Genomic DNA, 18,497 nt, shown 5'->3' with positions numbered 1-18,497 from the left:
ACACCATATATTACGTTTACAAGGAAAAGAGATGTCTACTATTTCAGCCAAATTTCAATCAACACAGAGCTCTATATACTGGCTCTTAATGCATGCGCTTGTGCTTTCCATGATCATCAACACGCAAGTAAAGGCAGCAGATGTAACAACGCTACATACACCTAGCTTACTTCATAAAGCGTCGTTACAGTCACGCGAAGACGCCTTTCAATTGTTAACAAATAATACCTTTCATCAGCAATTACTTTCATTAGCAAAGCTAATACCAGAAACCGCCGTAGATGAACAGGGTATGTTCAACAAAATTGCACTATTATCAATTCTTGGCCACCACAAACAAGCGATTGACCTAATCAAGTCACATCCAAATGGCATCAACTATACACACTACCTATTACGCAGTAGTGTCTTAGCATCTTCAAATCACGCATCATTAAATCTAACTCGCGAAATCAACAAGGCATTTGCAGATCAGCTTAACACGGTAGATGATGAAAAATTAGTCAACCTTAGTTTAGCACTTGGGTGGTCAATCGATAATGCGCAAAATTATGCCCACAATATTTTTAAAGAACTACAACAAAACAAATCGCTTTCAATTAGCCAAGCGGTTAATTTAATAACCAATACGCACCTATACCAAGTATTAACAGACGTGATTCCTGTCGTTCAACCCTTGCTTAATGCAGAACAGAAGAAACGATTCGACATTCAACCAGAATTACTGATCACAACAGACGACGGCATCGAAATCGCAACAACCATTGTAATGCCAAAAGATAGACCAGTAAAAATGCCAACGGCAATGCAATTTACCATTTATGCCGATGAAGCTAGCCATATCAAAACAGCCATGCATGCTGCTGCACATGGCTATATAGGCGTCGTCGCCAATTCAAGAGGAAAACGTTCAAGTAATAATGAAATCACCCCTTTTGAAAACGATGGCAAAGACGCTGCCGCAATTATCAATTGGATTAGTAAACAACCTTGGAGTAATGGAGATGTTGTCATGTATGGCGGAAGCTATAACGGCTTTACACAATGGGCAGCCACAAAATATATGCCAAATGCGCTCAAAGCAATCGCCCCCTATACTGCCGCAAGTATAATTACAGGGTTGCCATACGAAAACAATATTATGTTAACGGCAAATTATGAATGGGCATTTTATGTTACCAATAACAAAACAGTTGATGAGAGTGTTTACGCCAACTGGCAAAAACGAACAGCGTTAGTCAATAACCTATTTAAAAGTGGTAAAGAAATTTCTGCTATTGATAGCTTAGATGGTAAAAGCAACCCCTGGTTTCAAAAATGGATTGAGCATCCTAGTTTTGATGAGTATTACCAAGCGATGATACCTGTAAAGCAAGAATATAAAGACATTAATATTCCAGTATTAACCGTTACAGGTTATTTCGATGGCGGTCAGATCTCAGCCATTGATTATTTAACACGTCATTACACTTATAACCCAGATGCAGACCACACCTTACTGATTGGTCCATATAATCATTACACCGCACAAAATAAAGTCAGGTCACACCATAGTAACTATAAGCTAGATGAGGTTGCATTAGAAAAAGACACTGAAGAAGTCGTGTTTCAATGGTTTGACTATTTGTTGAAGAACAAACCAAAACCGAAACTGCTACAAGATAAAGTTAACTATCAATTGATGGGAAGCAATCAATGGGTACATAAAGCTTCATTAAACAAGATGAATCAAGATGCTCAGTCTTTTTATTTTAGCACTAAAGCCAGTGAACACGGCCACTTTACATTTACAACAGCCAAAGAACGAAACCTAAGCTATATAAAGCAAACGGTCGATATGGCCGATCGAACAACAGAGCATAACGTTTCTCCATGGCCAATTGTGTCAGACACTTTTGAGGTCGATAATGGCATAGTATTGATGACCGAACCATTTGAACAACCCATGGAGTTGTCAGGGCAAATTACTGGCACATTTTCAATCGCCGTTAATAAGAAAGATGTTGATATTGGTTACAGTTTATTTGCTATCGATAGTGCAGGTAAGAGCATGCACCTACAAACGTATATAAGTAGAGCGAGTTATGCGGCCGATATGAGTAAGCGCAACTTATTAACCCCTAATGAAAAAACGACCATCCCCATTGTAAATGCCCGAATGACAGCTAAATTATTCGACCGAGGAAGTCGACTAGCTCTTGTACTCAATGTGAATAAAAATCGTAATGCCCAAGTAAACATGGGCTCAGGTAAAGATGTTGGTAAAGAAACTATTGAAGATGCTGGCAAACCATTAACCCTTAAGTGGTTTAACGATAGTGAAATAAAATTGCCATTACGTGTTTGGTAAGTGTCTCGCTAATCACAATCCCCTTAACAATATTATTGAGGGGATTCATCACCACACTGCGCTAGTGTATCTTTCTCTTCTCTTGTAAGTGGGTAACTAATTCGTTAATCGGCATTGGTTTTGCCAATAGAAATCCTTGTGCTTCTATGCAACCCATATCTTGTAATAATTTCAATTGATTATCTGTTTCGATGCCTTCGGCAACAATATTTACCCCAAAGCTTTTTGCCATAACGATAATAGCGTTGACGATCGTTTTTGAACGTTCGTCATGTTCTATTTCAGAAATAAAGCTGCGATCGATTTTAATTTCATCCACCGTTAAATCTTTTAGCATGGTTAAAGATGTATAACCTGTACCAAAATCATCAATTGAAAGTGTTATACCTTGTTGTTGTAAATCAGCGATAATATCAACACTCTTTTTCATATCGGTTAATGTTGCTGTTTCAGTTATTTCGAGGCGCACAAATGGCGCGAAATGCTCAAGACTTTTAATGAATTGCGTTAAAACACGCATTTCGTCTTGGTTATTAAACTCTGTAGCAGACACGTTAACTGCGATGTGTTGCAAAACTCCATTAAGTAAACCTGCTTCGGCTAACTCTTTGGCTGCTTTTCCGACAACAAGTTTTGAAATAGCATTAGTGAGGTGATTGTCTTCTGCCAACGGAATGAAGTCAGCAGGTGAAACAAAACCATGTCTTTCATCAATCCAACGAACCAATACTTCAACACCGCTAATGGTTAAGGTGTTTAAGTTATATTTAGGTTGATAAACAACTGTTAGTGCCTCATCTTTAATCGCCTGTCGTAAATCTAATACCAATTGGCGTCGTTGCATGGCGATTTCAGTTAATGCTTTGTCATGATATTGAATGGCATTTTGTTGCTTTTTCGCTATTTCCAATGCTTCTGTTGCTGACACCATTAATTCTTTCGCATTTTCACCATCTGTTGGATAAAGTGCAACGCCAATACAACAAGTAACATTAATACCATTTTGCTTAGCGCGTTTAGCAAACAGCCGTTGAAAACTTAGTACATGAGCATCCATATCAAATGCTTCATTGGTATTTATGAACGCAAAACTAGCAAATTGATCAGCATGTAATCGAGAGGTCACTGAACGCGCTAAGGTCGCTTTGGTAATATCGCTTGCCAAATCACGTAAGAACATATCCGCGCGGTCAAAACCTATCGTTTCATTTAACGCTTTAAAGTCATCGATATCTAGGTAACCAAGAATAATTTTTTCATGAGAATGAAGTGAACCAATCGCTTTATCCAACGAACGAATAAACATATTGATGCTATGCAGCCCTGTCAGGCTGTCTAAATCATTGGTTTTTTCAAGGGCACGATTGTTACGATATACCAAAACAAGCAACATCATTGCTGTAATAAAAACGAAAACTAATCCTTTATACGTTTGCGCGAGTGCGCGTAGGTTTGAGCTGTCTATAAAGGTTTCAACGGCTAAATCTGAGAACAATATCCAAAGTCCTGCAAATATTGCGTAAATAAAGGCGATTTTCACCGCCGAATTAACGACTTTATCCATAAAAATTTGCTCTCAGTACTGCGCTTAACAAAATAGCATAGGTTTATTAAATACTCGTATATTACATATTTCCCCATGACTTAGCAGATACGAACATAGCCACTAAGCTACATTTAGTTGGTATAGTTAGGGAGTTAACACCTTATTATAGATCATATAGTTAATCGTGTTTAGTCGCTTTCATACGTTTTCTCACCTGCTGAGCATAATACATTGCAGGTACTATGACCATAAAAGCTAATATCGCTAATGCCCAATGAAAATGTTCTTCAAATAATTGCAGTTTAACAATATCTGCAGCAAATTCTGTATTTGCCTGCTCAGCAAAGGCTATTGCCCCTATAGCACCTTCTTTAGCAATTGAAAAACCGCCACTTAATGCGCTTTCCCAACCTAAAGAAGACAATGATGAATAGGCTTTGAATCCAATTGCAGATGCACCAAAAGCAATGAATCCTATTGCTACAGTACCCATGCTAAACAAACCCACCCCAATAGCCCCTATGCTCAAAACACCAACAGAAATAATACCGACGCTAATTGGCGCTATGGCAACCCCTCCCCATGCAAATAATAACCCTCTTGCATAACTTCCACCGGCTATCCAACCAAACGCCGCTTTATCATTTTGCTCTGGAATACTAAATTGAATATGCACCAAAGGTATGCCAAATAGTGATAACTTACTGATATATTCACGCTGCTTCGATGATGTTTGGTCACTTTCATGTAGAAAAGCCTCAGGATGAAATAACCGCTCATGTTGACGTAGGGTTTTCTGTGCTACAACCATCGCTATAGCGAGATACAAATAGCATGCAACAAATGCAAGAACCACAAGCTGTGCGAGGATAGCCATCATTTTAGCACTTTCTTGATTTGCATAAACATAATGTTTTAGCCCTAACATCGCCACGACAAACAAAAAAGCAACGGTAAAAAAGAGCACAACAGATTTGATCACTAAACGACGTTCATTCACAGTTCGAGATTGATCAAGCCCTGCTCGAACCCCAAAATATGAACTAATAAAACCTGAAAAAACTGCTAAAAAAGTTAATACTGAAGAAAGCTTAAAAAAGCTTCCCGTTTTAAAGGCACTTGCACTAAAAGCGGCAGTTTTCGCTGGTGGTGCTAACCCACTAATAATCGTAAAAATAGTCGAAGTAAAAGCAACCCCTGGTTTACTTTTCTCGAGTGCGTCTTCAACAAAAGTACTCATGGCAGTTTTTAACAACTTGCGCCCTCTAGAAAGTCGCTGCTTAACGGTGCTTTCAGATAAGTCGAGTTCACGCGCAACACGTTCAATGGATTGTTGTTCACGATAAAATAACACCAATGGTTCACGATAAGTTTCGTCCATGGTATTAAGCGTTCTCCAAAGCAATGCCTGCTCTTGCTCGTCTATCATGGAATTATCTAGTTCAGTATTTATTTTCGTTTGATCACTGTATTCATCGAGTTCGCTGGCATGTTTGATCGGCTGATTTTCTTCTTTTCGACGAAAATGGCTAACTTTAAATCGTAAAATACCACACAACCACGATTTGAGCTTTTCAGGGTCTCGAAGGGTATCAAGTTTCTTCCATGCTTCAATGAAGGCTTCTTGAGCAAGATCTTCACTTTGCTTTACATCACCGATTGCTGAATATGCAACAGAGCAAAGTAAATTTTGATAACGAGATACAATCTCACAAAAAGCGTATCGATCTCCTCCTAACGAATGCATCACTAGGTGTGCGTCAGTGGCATTAATAATAGGTATTCGTTTTTTAAACAGTTTCATCATCTGTACTTCCCGTTTTAATACCAAGTAAGTGCCTTAGAAATAATAAAAGTGACAAAAAAATCATTTTTTTACTGCTTCTACAATAAATACGATTTCTTTGTCACCTTTTCTCGACACTTGGTACTTATTCCACAAGAAGGTGATGAAGCGAACACTACTCATGACCTCCACAGTTAATTTTACAATATATAGGAAAAATGATGAAAAAATTTACTCAAATATTAGGCGTGATAATTACCTCATCTATGTTTAGCACAATGATGCTGTATTCAGGCGTAGCAAATAGTAGTACTTTAGGAAAGCTTGTCGATGACTTCAGTCATCAAACCAATAACAGTCTAGGGTTACCTAGACAATTTATTAACGACACTACCGCAGGTGGTAAAACAAATACAACCTTAACGATTTCTAACGGCAGTATGCATCAATCAGGTGAAATCATACCTCCTAGGGGCCAGCCTGGCTGGGCAAGTTCAGTATTATTACTCGATGCGCAAGGTTTGCCAAAAGACTTGAGCCAATATGAAGGTATAACGTTATTAATAAAAGTCCGAAAAGGTAACTTATCGGTCTCTGCAAATAGTACAGAAGTTACCAATTTTGATTATCATGCGGCACCCGTAATGTTAATCGCTGATGAAAAATTTCACGAAGTGAAGTTACCTTTTAGCACCATGAAAAGAGCTTGGTCAGAACAAACTCCGTTGAATACTAAAACAATTAATAGCTTAAGTATTGTCGCTTATGCCATGCAAAAATCTTCTTTCGATTATCAAATTCGCGAAGTCAGTTTTTATTAATACCTCACCACAACATACGAAAAGGGTAACGACGATGGCCAGTTCATCACAAACGTCGAATAGACTCGACTACCTAGACGCAGCGCGAGCATTAGCTTTACTACTCGGTATTGTGTTTCATGCAAGCCTTTCATTTATGCCCATGTTTATAGGGTGGGCAGTAATGGATATTTCTACAAGCAATATCGTCGCGATATTTGTGATGATAAGTCATTCTTTTCGCATGGAACTTTTCTTTCTAATTGCCGGCTTTTTTAGCCACATGACATTACAAAAAAAAGGAATAAGAACTTTTATATCAACAAGAATTATGAGAATAGGTCTGCCATTGCTTATCGGCTGGTTTATCTTACGGCCAATGCTAGTGTCAGGTTGGATTATGGGAGCAGAAAGCATGCGTGGTGATACAGATATTGCTAACGCATTAACACAGGGGTTGGCTAGTTTAAAAGATCTCCCAGGCGGTTTTCTGGTAGGAACACATTTATGGTTCTTATATTACCTGTTACTCATACCCGCCCTTACACTTTTTGTTTGCAGTATGGTGTCGTTAAATGACAAGGTGAAACATACATTATCAGCAAGTATGGATTGCTTAGTAACTTGGCTTTGCCGATCCTCTTTTGCACCATTTTTGGTTGTGTTGCCAATCGGAAGTTGCTTATGGTTTATGTCACACTGGGGAATGGACACACCTGATAAAAGTTTAATACCCAATCTACCTGTGCTTTTTGTTTATACAGGCTTTTTTAGTTTTGGTTGGTTAATGAATCGTCAAAAGCAACAAATACAATATTTCGCAAAAATTACCTGGAGCAAAATAATCATATGCTTGTCGGCTACAGTGTTAACCGTGATATTAACAAGTTTTCAGTCGCAACTAGGCCACCCTCATTATCATTTGCTTAAAATTGTATTTGTTTTGAATTATGCGTTAATGATGTGGACACTAGTATCACTATTTATCGGATTATGTTTTCGCTCCTTCAACCGTTTAAATCATGTAATACGTTATCTTGCTGACGCTTCTTATTGGCTTTATCTAATCCATTTACCTATCGTGATTTGGCTACAAATTGCTTTTGCAGAAATTGATTCTCATTGGTCGTTCAAGTTATTCGGTATTTGTACAATAACCGTGGTGTTGTCGTTAACCCTATATGAACTTTTTGTACGTTCAACCATTATTGGCAGGGTTCTTAATGGCAGAAAAAAGCCCCGTGTTTTGCAATTAACCGCTAATTCAAAGGTAAAAGCATAAGCATAACAAAGAGTTTATTCTGTGATAAAACCGAGGTTAATGCATTGATCAGTACTATTAAACGTCATTGCTGTTTTCCCGTTAACCTCAGTTTCTTTAGCTAGTTCAACCCATTGGTAGTAAACATTACGATGGATGACGGCAGTTAGATTACGTCTTACAATGACAGATAAGCCACCGTCGGCTTCCAAACTTACCGGATGCTCAGCATCTAAAATAAATTCATCGTCAACATTTGTGGTTAACTGCATTGTGGTACGTTGTTCATCAAGCCATCGCCATTGGGTTATGATTAATGGATGTTTTTCAACTTGGATCTTTATTTTTTCTACTGGCGTCACCAGAAAGTATTCATTGGTTTCTTTTTTTAATACTGAAGCTAACAGTTTCACCAACGACATACGTTTAAAAATGGTGCCACCATAATACCAATCACCATTCGCTTTTATGATCAGATCCATTTCTCCACAGTATACGGGATCCCAAGATTCGACAGGCGGATAGCCTTTTTCTTGCTGCTTCAATTGTTCGACAAGTTTTTCTAATGACATATCATCGTGACTTTTTTTACTCAACTTTGTTTAGATTCTAACAAATTTTTGAATATTTTCTTATTTGGGCTTGTCAGCGTTTACGAGGTGCTATAGAATTCGCGCACTTCGATAAACGCAAATCCTTTGTGGTTATCAAGTTCTGTGGTGGCATTAGCTCAGTTGGTAGAGCCCTGGATTGTGATTCCAGTTGTCGTGGGTTCAAGTCCCATATGCCACCCCACTTTTTCTCTCATTCCTCAATATTCCTTTGCCTGTAGGTACGTCATCACAGAGTGATTCCGTTATTATAATTCCCGCGCGTTCAACTCCCATATGCCACCCCACTTTTTTCTCTTATTCCTCAATATTCCTTTGCCTGTAGGTACGTCATCACAGGGTGATTCCGTTATTATAGTTCCCGCGCGTTCAACTCCCATATGCCATTCCACTTTTTCTACATACTCTATTCTCTATATTTCCTTAGAATCTAACCACCATTCAATAATAGCGAACAATAGTCTCAATCACGTACAAATACCCTCAACGTTAACGTTTTTAATAAACCTACTATTTTTTTCGTAGAAATCACTTTTCAAACAATATATAGTGAAAAAGTAATCAAAAAATAACAGCAGGGAACGCTTATGATTAAAGAACTATTATCAGTAACATTGTATCTAGTAGCATTAACAACTCCCTGTTATGCAAATAATATATTTACGTCTTTTGAATATACAAACAATTCGCATATACCTAAATTAATAGTAGAATCCAACAAAGATCATTATTCAAATGTTTATCGTATAGCAAAGCTGTACCCCATACATCAAAGTCCATCTTTACTTGAAATTGCAAACTCACACGTAACTGCGTTTACAGAGCAAGAAATATGTAATAATCCTATGTCTATTACATTGCTGCATTATTTACGTGGTGCGGTAACAATCGACAACAAACACCCAGTAAAAATAGCAATTGACCGAAAACTACAAACAATTTCTCCCCAATGTAATAGTTCTACTTTCCATCAATATTTTCAATTACGTAACCAACTACTATCAATTATTCCTGCTAAAGTAAGGCATAATAATGATGTTGATATTAAAACAATCGACAAACGCGAAAGTAGCATTAGCAGTGAACAAGCCGAAAACTTAGCCGCTATCACTGGCACACTAATCAAAACCGCGTATAAGATTCTAGATCTTCAATTTTCTACAGACACACAATTCGAGCGGACGATAAACGAAAAAGCGTTTTATACTGCAGCGATAAAAGATCTTGCAAAAAAACAATATGGTTACGTCGCACTAAAATCTATATTACAAACCTATCTGTTATCAACAATTGCCGATAATCAACTAGCAATAATAAACAAAAAGCAGTTAGCGTTAGCCCTGTTTATTTTAGCGGATGCTTATAATCTTCAATTGCCAAGAAATGATGCTCTTTATTACATGGTCGTTTGGCGAATCATACCAGACTTAGTTGATGCGAAGCTCTTAAATAATTACATTGTAAAGCGAGGTAAAAATATTTATTTACTTTAATTAGTAATCTATTACCGCAGAATACAACAAATTAAAGGCAACGATGAATAAAACAAAACCAAGTAGTTTAGTGAGCACCACCACTCGGTGTTCGTGCTGGACATCTTGAAGATTGAAAACATATGTTTTATGCCTTATGGTCTGCCAATATCGCTAAACAAAGTTTAACCTTACAATTACTAAACTTTATACTAAAAATTAAGTATGCTTAGCCTTATGACTGTTAATCATAAAATACAAAGCGTTAAGGCTATTACTTCCATGAAGTTTCTCGAATTAAAAATTCCTCCCCTGTTACTTATGTGTTTTTTTGCCGTAATTATGTGGCTCAGTAAAGATATTTCAACACCGATAATATTGTCTTCTCAGTTAACCATCATTATGACCCTCGTCTTTTTGTTCGCAGGACTTTTTGTTATCGTGGCTGGAGTTGTCGCTTTCAAAAAAGCAAACACCACTGTTGACCCAACAAAACCCCAATCAAGTGCGACACTTGTCGATTCTGGTATTTATCGCGTTACACGTAACCCGATGTACTTAGGATTCAGTTGTTGGTTGATGGCTTTATGCTTTTATACGGCTAACCCAATACTGATAGGCTTTGTTGTGCTTTTTGTTTTATATTTAGAACAGTTTCAAATTACGCCAGAAGAACGAGCATTAGAGCAACTATTTGGCCAGCCTTACCTTGATTATTGCCAGCAAGTTAGACGTTGGATTTAATGTCCTTGGTCATGCGTAAATTTTTAATCTTATTGTTTTGTCTTACGCTTAATGCTTGTACAGATCAGCCCGTCTACACATCTGCAGCGATGGTTACACAACATTATAGTGAGGCGGTTTTAAAAGCTGCCGATATCAGCAGTGACGGTACGTTAAGCATCCTCAGTGATAATGAACAAGTTTGTATTTGGGATAATATAAAGAATCAACAAAACTATTGCCTACAAGGGCTTGATGCCAAATTAATTGAGTTAGTTGGCATCTCGCATACTAAACGATATTTTTATACATCAAATCGCGTTAATGTGCATTTATATAACCTCGCAACAGGTCGACTTATAAGAGTTTGGTCAGCTGGTGATAATATTATCAATGACATTGCCATGACCAACAATGAAAACACACTCATCTTTGCTTTTCGTAGCGGGCAAGCAAGTGTTGTGTCTGTGCATAGCGATGTCATTAACACCTTTAAACTGCACCGTCTCGATATTAATACGGTAGCTGCCTCTGATGACGGTACGAAAGCATTGACCGGTTCAAGCGATAAACGCGCTAATTTATGGAGTATTCAAACCGGAGAGTTACTTGAATCTTATCATCATCAATCGCGCGTCAATCATGTGGCGTTATCACCTACAGGCAAAATTGCCTTTACCTTAGATGCGATAAAAGATCGCTATTTTTGGCGTACCGGTAACACACAGCCGCAAGCAGAATTAGGTAGCCATGTTAAGTTTATTGAATTCAATGATAGTCAAATAATTAATCATAACAAATGGCTCTTATCCGCTTCACCTAAACAGGTGATTCAACTTTGGCGAGTATCAGACGGTGAGTTAATTGCGCAATGGCAGGCATATAAACATGAACAGCGCTTTCGCTCGTCAGTATTAGCCATTGAAATGATCAACCCAAATACTATCGCCTCAATTACCAGTGATGGTGTTTATCAGCAATGGTCTGTTTCAATAACAACACTAGACTAAGCAATGAACGGTAACATTTAGTCAAACTAACACGCGCTATACATTCGCTTGGTTGCTGAGCCATACGGTCTGATATGGTTGCAATATAATACGTTCCAACGTATCACGTATTTCTTGCTTTGCGATCAAGTCAAACCAAGACTCTGTGATCACCAAATTCAATTCACTCAGCATTAAAGGCTGTGGTTCACTGGTGATATTACTAATACAAAAAATGCTCTGTTTGCGATCAACACTTTGACGCCAAAAACCGAATAATTGTAGTCCAAGATGCAGCGTAAATTGTACTGCATTGGGATGAAATGCCGGCTGCTGTGTACGTACGTGAATTAATTCTGTCATCGCAGAAAATATTTGCTGGTGATGGCTTTGTTTATCACTCAAACGCTGCTTTAACTGTTCATACTGCCAACGATGTCGATTAATCGAACGATTGTGATGAGTATGCGCTAACCGTTCTTCATCATTTCTCGTGGCTAACAAACTATGAATATAGATGCCTGGAATACCTTCTAGGGCAAGCATAATGGCATGTGCACAGATAAAGCGTGCATTTCCCCATTTATCTGGACCTGCACTAGTGCCTTGCAGCGCATCATAAAGCGCAATATTTATTTCATAGGCCTTTTGTTGTCCTTCATCGCTGGTTCGCCAAGATATTCTGCCGCCAAACTGTTTCATAGTGTTTATTAGTACATTTAGCTCTTGATCGGTTAATAGACCTTCAGCTGGTCGTAAACCTATTCCATCATGCGAGGCTATAAAATTAAAATATGTTGTGCCATTTTGAGCGGGGGGCATACTCATTAACCATCGCTTTAAATATAAACAATCGCCAGTAATTAACGTATTTAACAATAAAGGCGGTAATGAAAAGTTATAAATGGCATGGGCTTCATTAGCATTTCCAAAATAGGTTAAATTTTGTGTATTAGGAATATTAGTTTCGGTGATCACAATGGCGTTGGGCTTTGCGTGTTCAATAAGAGTGCGTAACAACCTAACAACTTCATGGGTTTGCGGTAAATTAATAGATTTACTACCGACAATTTTCCATAAAAAAGCCACCGCATCTAAACGAAAAATTTCAACGCCCATATCAAGATACTGGCGAATAATCGAGACAAATACCCTTAATACCGCGGGATTTCTAAAATCAAAGTCCACTTGGTCATGACTAAAAGTGCACCACGAAAATTGTTTGCCGTTTGCCGTTTCAACTTCTTTTAACAGCGGTGATGTTCTTGGTCTGACGACTGCAGATAAATCATCATCGGGTGACGCGGTAAAAAAGAAATCATGGCCAACTCCTTTACCATTGATGAAATTTTCAAACCATAAGCTTCTACTTGAACAATGATTAATCACTAGATCAGACATTAAACGTTTATTCGCTGCAATCGCTAAAATATCTTGCCAATCACCAAGTGCTTCATTGACTGACGAGTAATCAATAACCGAAAAACCATCATCAGAACTAAATGGAAAAAACGGTAAAATATGCACACCATTTATTGTGTTACCAATATAGTCAGTAATAAAATCCTGCAAGGTTTTCAGTGGCTTTTCATCTGTGTCGATAATACTATCGCCATAGGTGATCATAACCACATCTTGCTCTGACCATAAGTTCTGATAAGGCTCCACTGCATGCATCTCTGCTGGAAAACGCATTTCAGCCATTAGTTGATCCGCTAACGCCTGGTAATCATCAACACCTTCTACATCGCGGTAAATAAACGCCAGTTGCTGGCATACCTTTTGTGTTAGCGTATCAAGCGCATTTACCATGTATAGACCCCTGAGAAAATTCTTCGTTATCTAATTCAACCGCGGTTTTTAATTGCTCTAACACATCTGGCATTGCACTAACCACACGATTCCATGAAGGAATAAACGGTGTATCCATTGGGTTTTCTAAAAACGTTTGTCCTGCGGTCATAATATTCATCGCAAACATTTCAACCGCCTTTTCTTCTGTGTGAATATCTAGCGTTAAGCCATTCATTACTGCGTCATTGCGATAAGTTTCCACATAATCTAATGCTATACGGTAATACGTTGCTTTAAGGGTACGAATAGTTTCGGCAGTAAAGGTTTCACCTTGTGTTGCCAGTTTGCGTATTAACGCTTTACTGATATCAACTGACATTTTAGATAACCCGGCATTGGCATTATCTAACGATAAATCTTGATGCTTATGGTCGTATGTTTGCGCAATATCAACTTGGCATAATCGGTTAGACGAAAAATTACGGTGCATTTCAGATAATACCCCTATTTCTAAACCCCAATCACTTGGAATGCGTAAGTCGTTTAACACATCGCGCCTAAAGGAAAACTCACCTGCTAGTGGGTATAAGAAGCTATCCATGTATTCTAAATATTCGTTATGACCAACAGTTTTCTTTAATGCTTTAAGAAGTGGAGTCACTAATAGTCGTGAAACACGTCCGTTAACTTTGCCGTCTGCTACCCGCGCATAGAAACCTTTACAAAATTCATAATTAAAGAGTGGATTGGCCACAGGGTAGAGTAGTCGAGCTAATAATTGACGATCGTAAGTTAAAATATCACAATCGTGCAAAGCAACAGATTCAGACTTGCCCGACGCCAATACGTAACCCATGCAGTACCAGACATTGCGCCCTTTACCCATTTCTTTAGGCGCTAAGCCAAGAGCTTCAAGCTTGGCATCAAGGGCACGAAGCCTTGGCCCATCATTCCACAACACCTTATGATGTTGTGGTAGCTCACCAAAAAATTTCAACGCAGAGCGATATTGCGTTTCGTCAGCGCGATCTAAACCAATCACAATTTCAGATAGATAAGGAACTTGTGCAATATTATCAATAATTTCAGGCAATGCTTTACCTTCAAGTTCAGAATAAAGTGACGGTAAAATCAACCCTAATGGTCTTTTCTTTGAAAACGCCAATAGCTCTTGTTCTAGGCTTTCTTGATCACGTTGCCCTAAGTTATGTAACGTTGTTACCGTACCATTTTGATAAAAATCAGCCATGTTGCACCTCGTGATGATGAATAAAAGGAAGTAAATGCGTTAATGTTTCAGCCCAACCTTTCGGGCCATATTCGTCGCTTTGAATCGCTTTAGACTGTCGTTCTAAAACAGGAAAACCATGTTTAGGTGATCGAATTTGTACGGCAATATCTGCCGTTTCAAGCATGGCAACATCATTATTACTATCGCCTAGCGCAATAGTCGTAATATCAGAAGCGGGGTATTGTTCGCGATATCTTTCCGCAAGCCAATGTTGTGCAAGCCCTTTATCGCAAGCGCCACTGATATGTAAAAAACGACCTCCCTGCAACACATTTGCACCGTAATCTGACATCAAGTCGATGAAAGTATTACGTTGTTTATCTGTACCACACCAATGAAGCGGCTCACTAAATTCTCGCTGTAATGCACTTTTTGCTTGTTGCTCGGTTAAGTGAGTAAGCGCGATGAGTTCTTGCACCGTCAACTGAGAAAAACCAGTAAAATACTGTTGATACTCAAATGCCACATTTTTCAGTAATGAAAGCCAATAACTTCTTGGCTGACAAAATGTTTTAACCCAATAATCCCCTTGTTGAAAAGCATCTTCTGGTTGTTTATCAAAGTAATTAATAGGGATATAAATAGCAGCACCATTTTCAACAATAAATGGTGTAGACAATGCGAGATCATTTCGTAGTTTTTCTAATTCAACAAAGGTTTTACTGGTGTTTAATATAAGCGGAATATCAGCCGCCTTTAATGCCGATAACGTTGGTTTAGCAGCCTGCCAACTATAGGTTTCATGATCTAGTAACGTGCCATCTAGATCGCTAAATATTAAGTAAGTATTTTTCATATTAATCGCCTATAACCACTTGTTTAACTTGCCGGTTATGATCAAGCGTTAGCAGGTAATTCACTCGCTGCGGAAGTGTTGCTAAACCGTGTTCGGTTAAACGTTGAAAGTACTGAATGAACTGACTAATCTGATCTGAAGACATGATATGGTTATTAGTCTCTTCGGTAGTGGCCGCCAGTTTATTTTCTTGCTCTAAACGCCACTGATACACCGCATTAAATGACGGTGCAGCCAACATCACCCAATAATCAAACAATGGATACAGCGGTTGATAATTATCCATTAATTGGTTATTCACATACTCACGCCAAACACATTGTTCATCTTTAGTGTGTTCTAGCTGATTAATTGCAAAGCTTAACGCTGTACTGTCTTGCCCCATTACCCCCCAACACCAGCCTTCAAGAAGTACTAAATCAGGTTGGTCTTTCACATACTCCCACTGCGCCACATATTTAACATCATCTATGGCCTTGTCGAACGCAGGTGTTTGCACACCAGAATGGCCTTGTTTTAATGCCAATAACGTTCTAGATAATAAGTCAATATCATGGGTACCAGGCACGCCGCGGGTATTTAGTAAGGGGTGTATTTGTTCTGCGAGTGACTTTCTCGCTCTCTTTGATAGGTAAAAATCATCAAGTGATAGGTTCACCACTTTCACATTGAAGTTGTTCGCTAAATACTCAGCTATAAACGCGCACATGGTTGACTTACCACTACCTTGACAGCCATTAATACCAACAAATAAAGGTGATTCACCACGATTAATACGCTCAAGTAACGTACTTGCTAATGGCACATAAAACTGTAATGCGGTTTCTTGAAACGCATCAGATAGTTTGTGTTTGGTAATAAATTCGCTGAGCATTTTGTCCATAAATATATCCTACATTATCGTATTCATTTCAACTCTTGTGCCAAATCAAGCATACAGAGAAAATTTAGAATATCTTGTTGTTATTTAATGATATATTAGTTTGTTACAAAACACCTTAGCGCAAGAGTCGTATGATAAGTTGATTAGTTTTAACGCAAAGGCGCACCAAAAAGGTGCGTCCTGCTATTTTTGTAAACAACGATGATGAAACGCTAAATGCTCATCAATAAAACTTGAGATAAAATAATAGCTATGATCATAGCCAGCCCGCATCCTAAGCTCTAATGCAGAGCCATGTTGCTGAGCTGCACGCTGAAGGTTTTTAGGTTTTAATTGTTCAACAAGAAAGTTATCCGCATCACCTTGATCCACTAATATCGGAAGTGTTGATTTTGCTTGAGCCAGTAAATGACAAGCATCATAAGATAACCAATCGTTTTTATTGTCACCTAAATAAGCCGAGAACGCTTTCTCACCCCATGGGCATTGTGACGGGTTCGTAATCGGACTAAACGCTGAAATACACTGGTATTGATTTTGGTTACGCAAACCAATGACTAAAGCACCATGTCCGCCCATGCTATGCCCCGCAATTGAACGTTTATCAGTAACAGGAAAGTTTTGTTCGATCAGTTGCGGCAACTCAGACACTATATAATCATACATTTGGTAATGTTCAGACCAAGGAGATTGCGTAGCATTTACGTAAAATCCAGCTCCTTGTCCTAAGTCATAGGCATCATCATTAGCCACATTCTCGCCACGTGGACTCGTATCAGGTGCAACAATAGCAACGCCAAGTTCTGCTGCTTTTTTAAAGGCGCCTGCTTTTTGCATAAAGTTTTCATCGGTACAGGTTAGCCCTGAGAGCCAGTAAATGACCGGCACAGGTTTATCTGCATTAGCGTTAGGCGGTAAAAATATCGCCAAACGCATAGTACACTGCAAGGAAGTTGAAAAGTGTGAAAATTGCTGATGAATACCTTCACACACTTTTGCTTGACTGATTTGTTCCATGTACGCTCCTTATTTATCCATATGGATCACTGAACGAATACTTTTGCCTTCATGCATGAGATCAAACGCAGTGTTTATATCTGCTAGCCCCATGGTGTGGGTAATAAACTCTTGTAAGCCAAAGTCGCCTGCTAAATACTTTTCTACAATATCTGGTAGTTCTGAACGACCTTTCACACCACCAAACGCAGTACCTCGCCATACACGACCTGTTACTAACTGGAATGGCCTTGTTGAAATTTCTTGTCCTGCTCCAGCAACGCCAATAATAACTGATTCACCCCAGCCTTTATGACAACACTCTAGTGCCTGACGCATGACATTCACATTTCCAATACATTCAAAAGAGTAATCAACACCACCTTCGGTAATTTCAACAATATATTCTTGTATCGGCTTATCTACTTTTTGAGGATTAATAACATCAGTTGCACCTAACTGTTGCGCTAAATCAAATTTTGACTCGTTAATATCAACACCAATAATGCGCGATGCACCCGCCATTCTTGCGCCAATAATGGCTGAAAGACCAATACCACCTAAACCGAAAACTGCAACTGTATCCCCAGGTTGTACTTTAGCCGTATTAAGCACAGCTCCCATACCAGTAGTAACACCACAGCCCAATAAACATACTTCTTCTAATGGCGCGGTTTTATTGACTTTAGCGAGTGATATTTCAGGTAACACTGTATATTCAGAAAACGTAGAGCATCCCATATAATGATAAATAGGCTCGCCATTAATAGAAAACCTCGAAGTGCCATCTGGCATCACACCCTTGCCTTGCGTTTCACGCACTGCTTGGCATAAATTGGTTTTACCTGAAGTACAAAACTTACATTCCCCGCATTCTGCGGTATAAAGTGGTATTACATGGTCGCCAACATCAACACTTGTAACGCCTTCACCAACCATTTCCACAATACCACCACCTTCATGACCCAAGATAGAAGGAAAAACGCCTTCAGGATCTTCTCCTGATAACGTAAAAGCATCGGTATGGCATACACCTGAGGCAATAATACGTACTAACACTTCACCTGCTTTTGGTAATTCTACATCAACTTCTTCCATGGTTAATGGCTCACCAGCTGCCCATGCAACTGCAGCTTTTGATTTAATTGTTGTTTGGCCGGGTGCTAATTTAAGAGACATAGTTTTTCCTATTTTTTATG

Annotated in this window: 15 protein-coding genes and 1 tRNA gene; 7 read left to right on the top strand and 9 right to left on the bottom strand. The window is 38.7% G+C overall.

Annotation, left to right across the window (positions count from 1 at the left end; translation table 11 throughout):
* The first annotated feature begins 31 nt into the window (after positions 1 to 31).
* Entirely contained in the window at positions 32 to 2,350 is a 2,319-nt protein-coding gene (locus Q4489_RS03595) for a CocE/NonD family hydrolase (RefSeq protein ID WP_303477202.1), read from the top strand.
* A 61-nt stretch (positions 2,351 to 2,411) separates the two neighbouring features.
* Here the strand turns inward: Q4489_RS03595 and Q4489_RS03590 are convergent, their stop codons facing one another.
* Complete coding sequence (locus Q4489_RS03590) at positions 2,412 to 3,914, bottom strand: bifunctional diguanylate cyclase/phosphodiesterase (RefSeq protein WP_303477200.1); 1,503 nt, start codon at positions 3,912 to 3,914, stop codon at positions 2,412 to 2,414.
* 160 nt (positions 3,915 to 4,074) lie between these two features.
* Complete coding sequence (locus tag Q4489_RS03585) at positions 4,075 to 5,703, bottom strand: sigma-70 family RNA polymerase sigma factor (protein ID WP_303477197.1); 1,629 nt, start codon at positions 5,701 to 5,703, stop codon at positions 4,075 to 4,077.
* A gap of 197 nt (positions 5,704 to 5,900) precedes the next feature.
* Here Q4489_RS03585 and Q4489_RS03580 point away from each other — a divergent pair, with 197 nt between their 5' ends.
* Complete coding sequence (locus Q4489_RS03580) at positions 5,901 to 6,503, top strand: CIA30 family protein (protein ID WP_303477195.1); 603 nt, start codon at positions 5,901 to 5,903, stop codon at positions 6,501 to 6,503.
* A gap of 34 nt (positions 6,504 to 6,537) precedes the next feature.
* Complete coding sequence (locus Q4489_RS03575) at positions 6,538 to 7,764, top strand: acyltransferase family protein (protein WP_303477192.1); 1,227 nt, start codon at positions 6,538 to 6,540, stop codon at positions 7,762 to 7,764.
* Positions 7,765 to 7,778: 14 nt separating this feature from the next.
* Here the strand turns inward: Q4489_RS03575 and Q4489_RS03570 are convergent, their stop codons facing one another.
* Positions 7,779 to 8,315, bottom strand: coding sequence for a DUF1285 domain-containing protein (locus tag Q4489_RS03570; protein WP_303477189.1), 537 nt, complete (start codon positions 8,313 to 8,315; stop codon positions 7,779 to 7,781).
* A gap of 147 nt (positions 8,316 to 8,462) precedes the next feature.
* Here Q4489_RS03570 and Q4489_RS03565 point away from each other — a divergent pair.
* The 4 genes from Q4489_RS03565 to Q4489_RS03550 all read left to right on the top strand — a co-directional run bounded on the left by Q4489_RS03565 (position 8,463) and on the right by Q4489_RS03550 (position 11,559).
* Positions 8,463 to 8,538, top strand: a tRNA-His gene (locus Q4489_RS03565).
* Between the two features lie 403 nt (positions 8,539 to 8,941).
* Positions 8,942 to 9,847 (top strand): hypothetical protein, encoded by a 906-nt coding sequence (locus Q4489_RS03560; protein ID WP_303477187.1) that lies wholly within the window; start codon positions 8,942 to 8,944, stop codon positions 9,845 to 9,847.
* A gap of 261 nt (positions 9,848 to 10,108) precedes the next feature.
* Positions 10,109 to 10,570, top strand: a complete 462-nt coding sequence (locus Q4489_RS03555) for an isoprenylcysteine carboxylmethyltransferase family protein (protein WP_303477185.1) — start codon at positions 10,109 to 10,111, stop codon at positions 10,568 to 10,570.
* Positions 10,571 to 10,581: 11 nt separating this feature from the next.
* Entirely contained in the window at positions 10,582 to 11,559 is a 978-nt protein-coding gene (locus Q4489_RS03550) for a WD40 repeat domain-containing protein (protein WP_303477183.1), read from the top strand.
* Between the two features lie 36 nt (positions 11,560 to 11,595).
* On the opposite strand, the gene Q4489_RS03545 is transcribed toward Q4489_RS03550, so the two are convergent.
* From Q4489_RS03545 to Q4489_RS03520, 6 genes are all read right to left on the bottom strand, one after another.
* Entirely contained in the window at positions 11,596 to 13,350 is a 1,755-nt protein-coding gene (locus tag Q4489_RS03545; protein ID WP_303477182.1) for a sugar phosphorylase, read from the bottom strand.
* Positions 13,334 to 14,581, bottom strand: coding sequence for a glycosyl transferase (locus tag Q4489_RS03540; RefSeq protein ID WP_303477179.1), 1,248 nt, complete (start codon positions 14,579 to 14,581; stop codon positions 13,334 to 13,336). Before Q4489_RS03540 ends, Q4489_RS03545 begins: the two co-directional genes overlap by 17 nt.
* A complete protein-coding gene (locus tag Q4489_RS03535; protein WP_303477176.1) occupies positions 14,574 to 15,419 on the bottom strand; it encodes a mannosyl-3-phosphoglycerate phosphatase in 846 nt (281 codons plus the stop codon). Before Q4489_RS03535 ends, Q4489_RS03540 begins: the two co-directional genes overlap by 8 nt.
* 1 nt (position 15,420) lies before the next feature.
* A complete protein-coding gene (locus Q4489_RS03530; protein WP_303477171.1) occupies positions 15,421 to 16,302 on the bottom strand; it encodes a P-loop NTPase fold protein in 882 nt (293 codons plus the stop codon).
* 183 nt (positions 16,303 to 16,485) lie between these two features.
* Complete coding sequence (gene fghA / locus Q4489_RS03525; RefSeq protein ID WP_303477169.1) at positions 16,486 to 17,319, bottom strand: S-formylglutathione hydrolase; 834 nt, start codon at positions 17,317 to 17,319, stop codon at positions 16,486 to 16,488.
* A 9-nt stretch (positions 17,320 to 17,328) separates the two neighbouring features.
* Positions 17,329 to 18,477 (bottom strand): S-(hydroxymethyl)glutathione dehydrogenase/class III alcohol dehydrogenase, encoded by a 1,149-nt coding sequence (locus tag Q4489_RS03520; RefSeq protein WP_303477166.1) that lies wholly within the window; start codon positions 18,475 to 18,477, stop codon positions 17,329 to 17,331.
* Between the last annotated feature and the right edge of the window lie 20 nt (positions 18,478 to 18,497).

This window comes from Thalassotalea sp. 1_MG-2023, assembly GCF_030546745.1.
In the GTDB taxonomy this organism is placed as follows: domain Bacteria; phylum Pseudomonadota; class Gammaproteobacteria; order Enterobacterales; family Alteromonadaceae; genus Thalassotalea_C.
The sequence above is the reverse complement of the archived record's forward strand: the minus strand, read 5'-3'. Positions and strand labels throughout refer to the sequence as shown.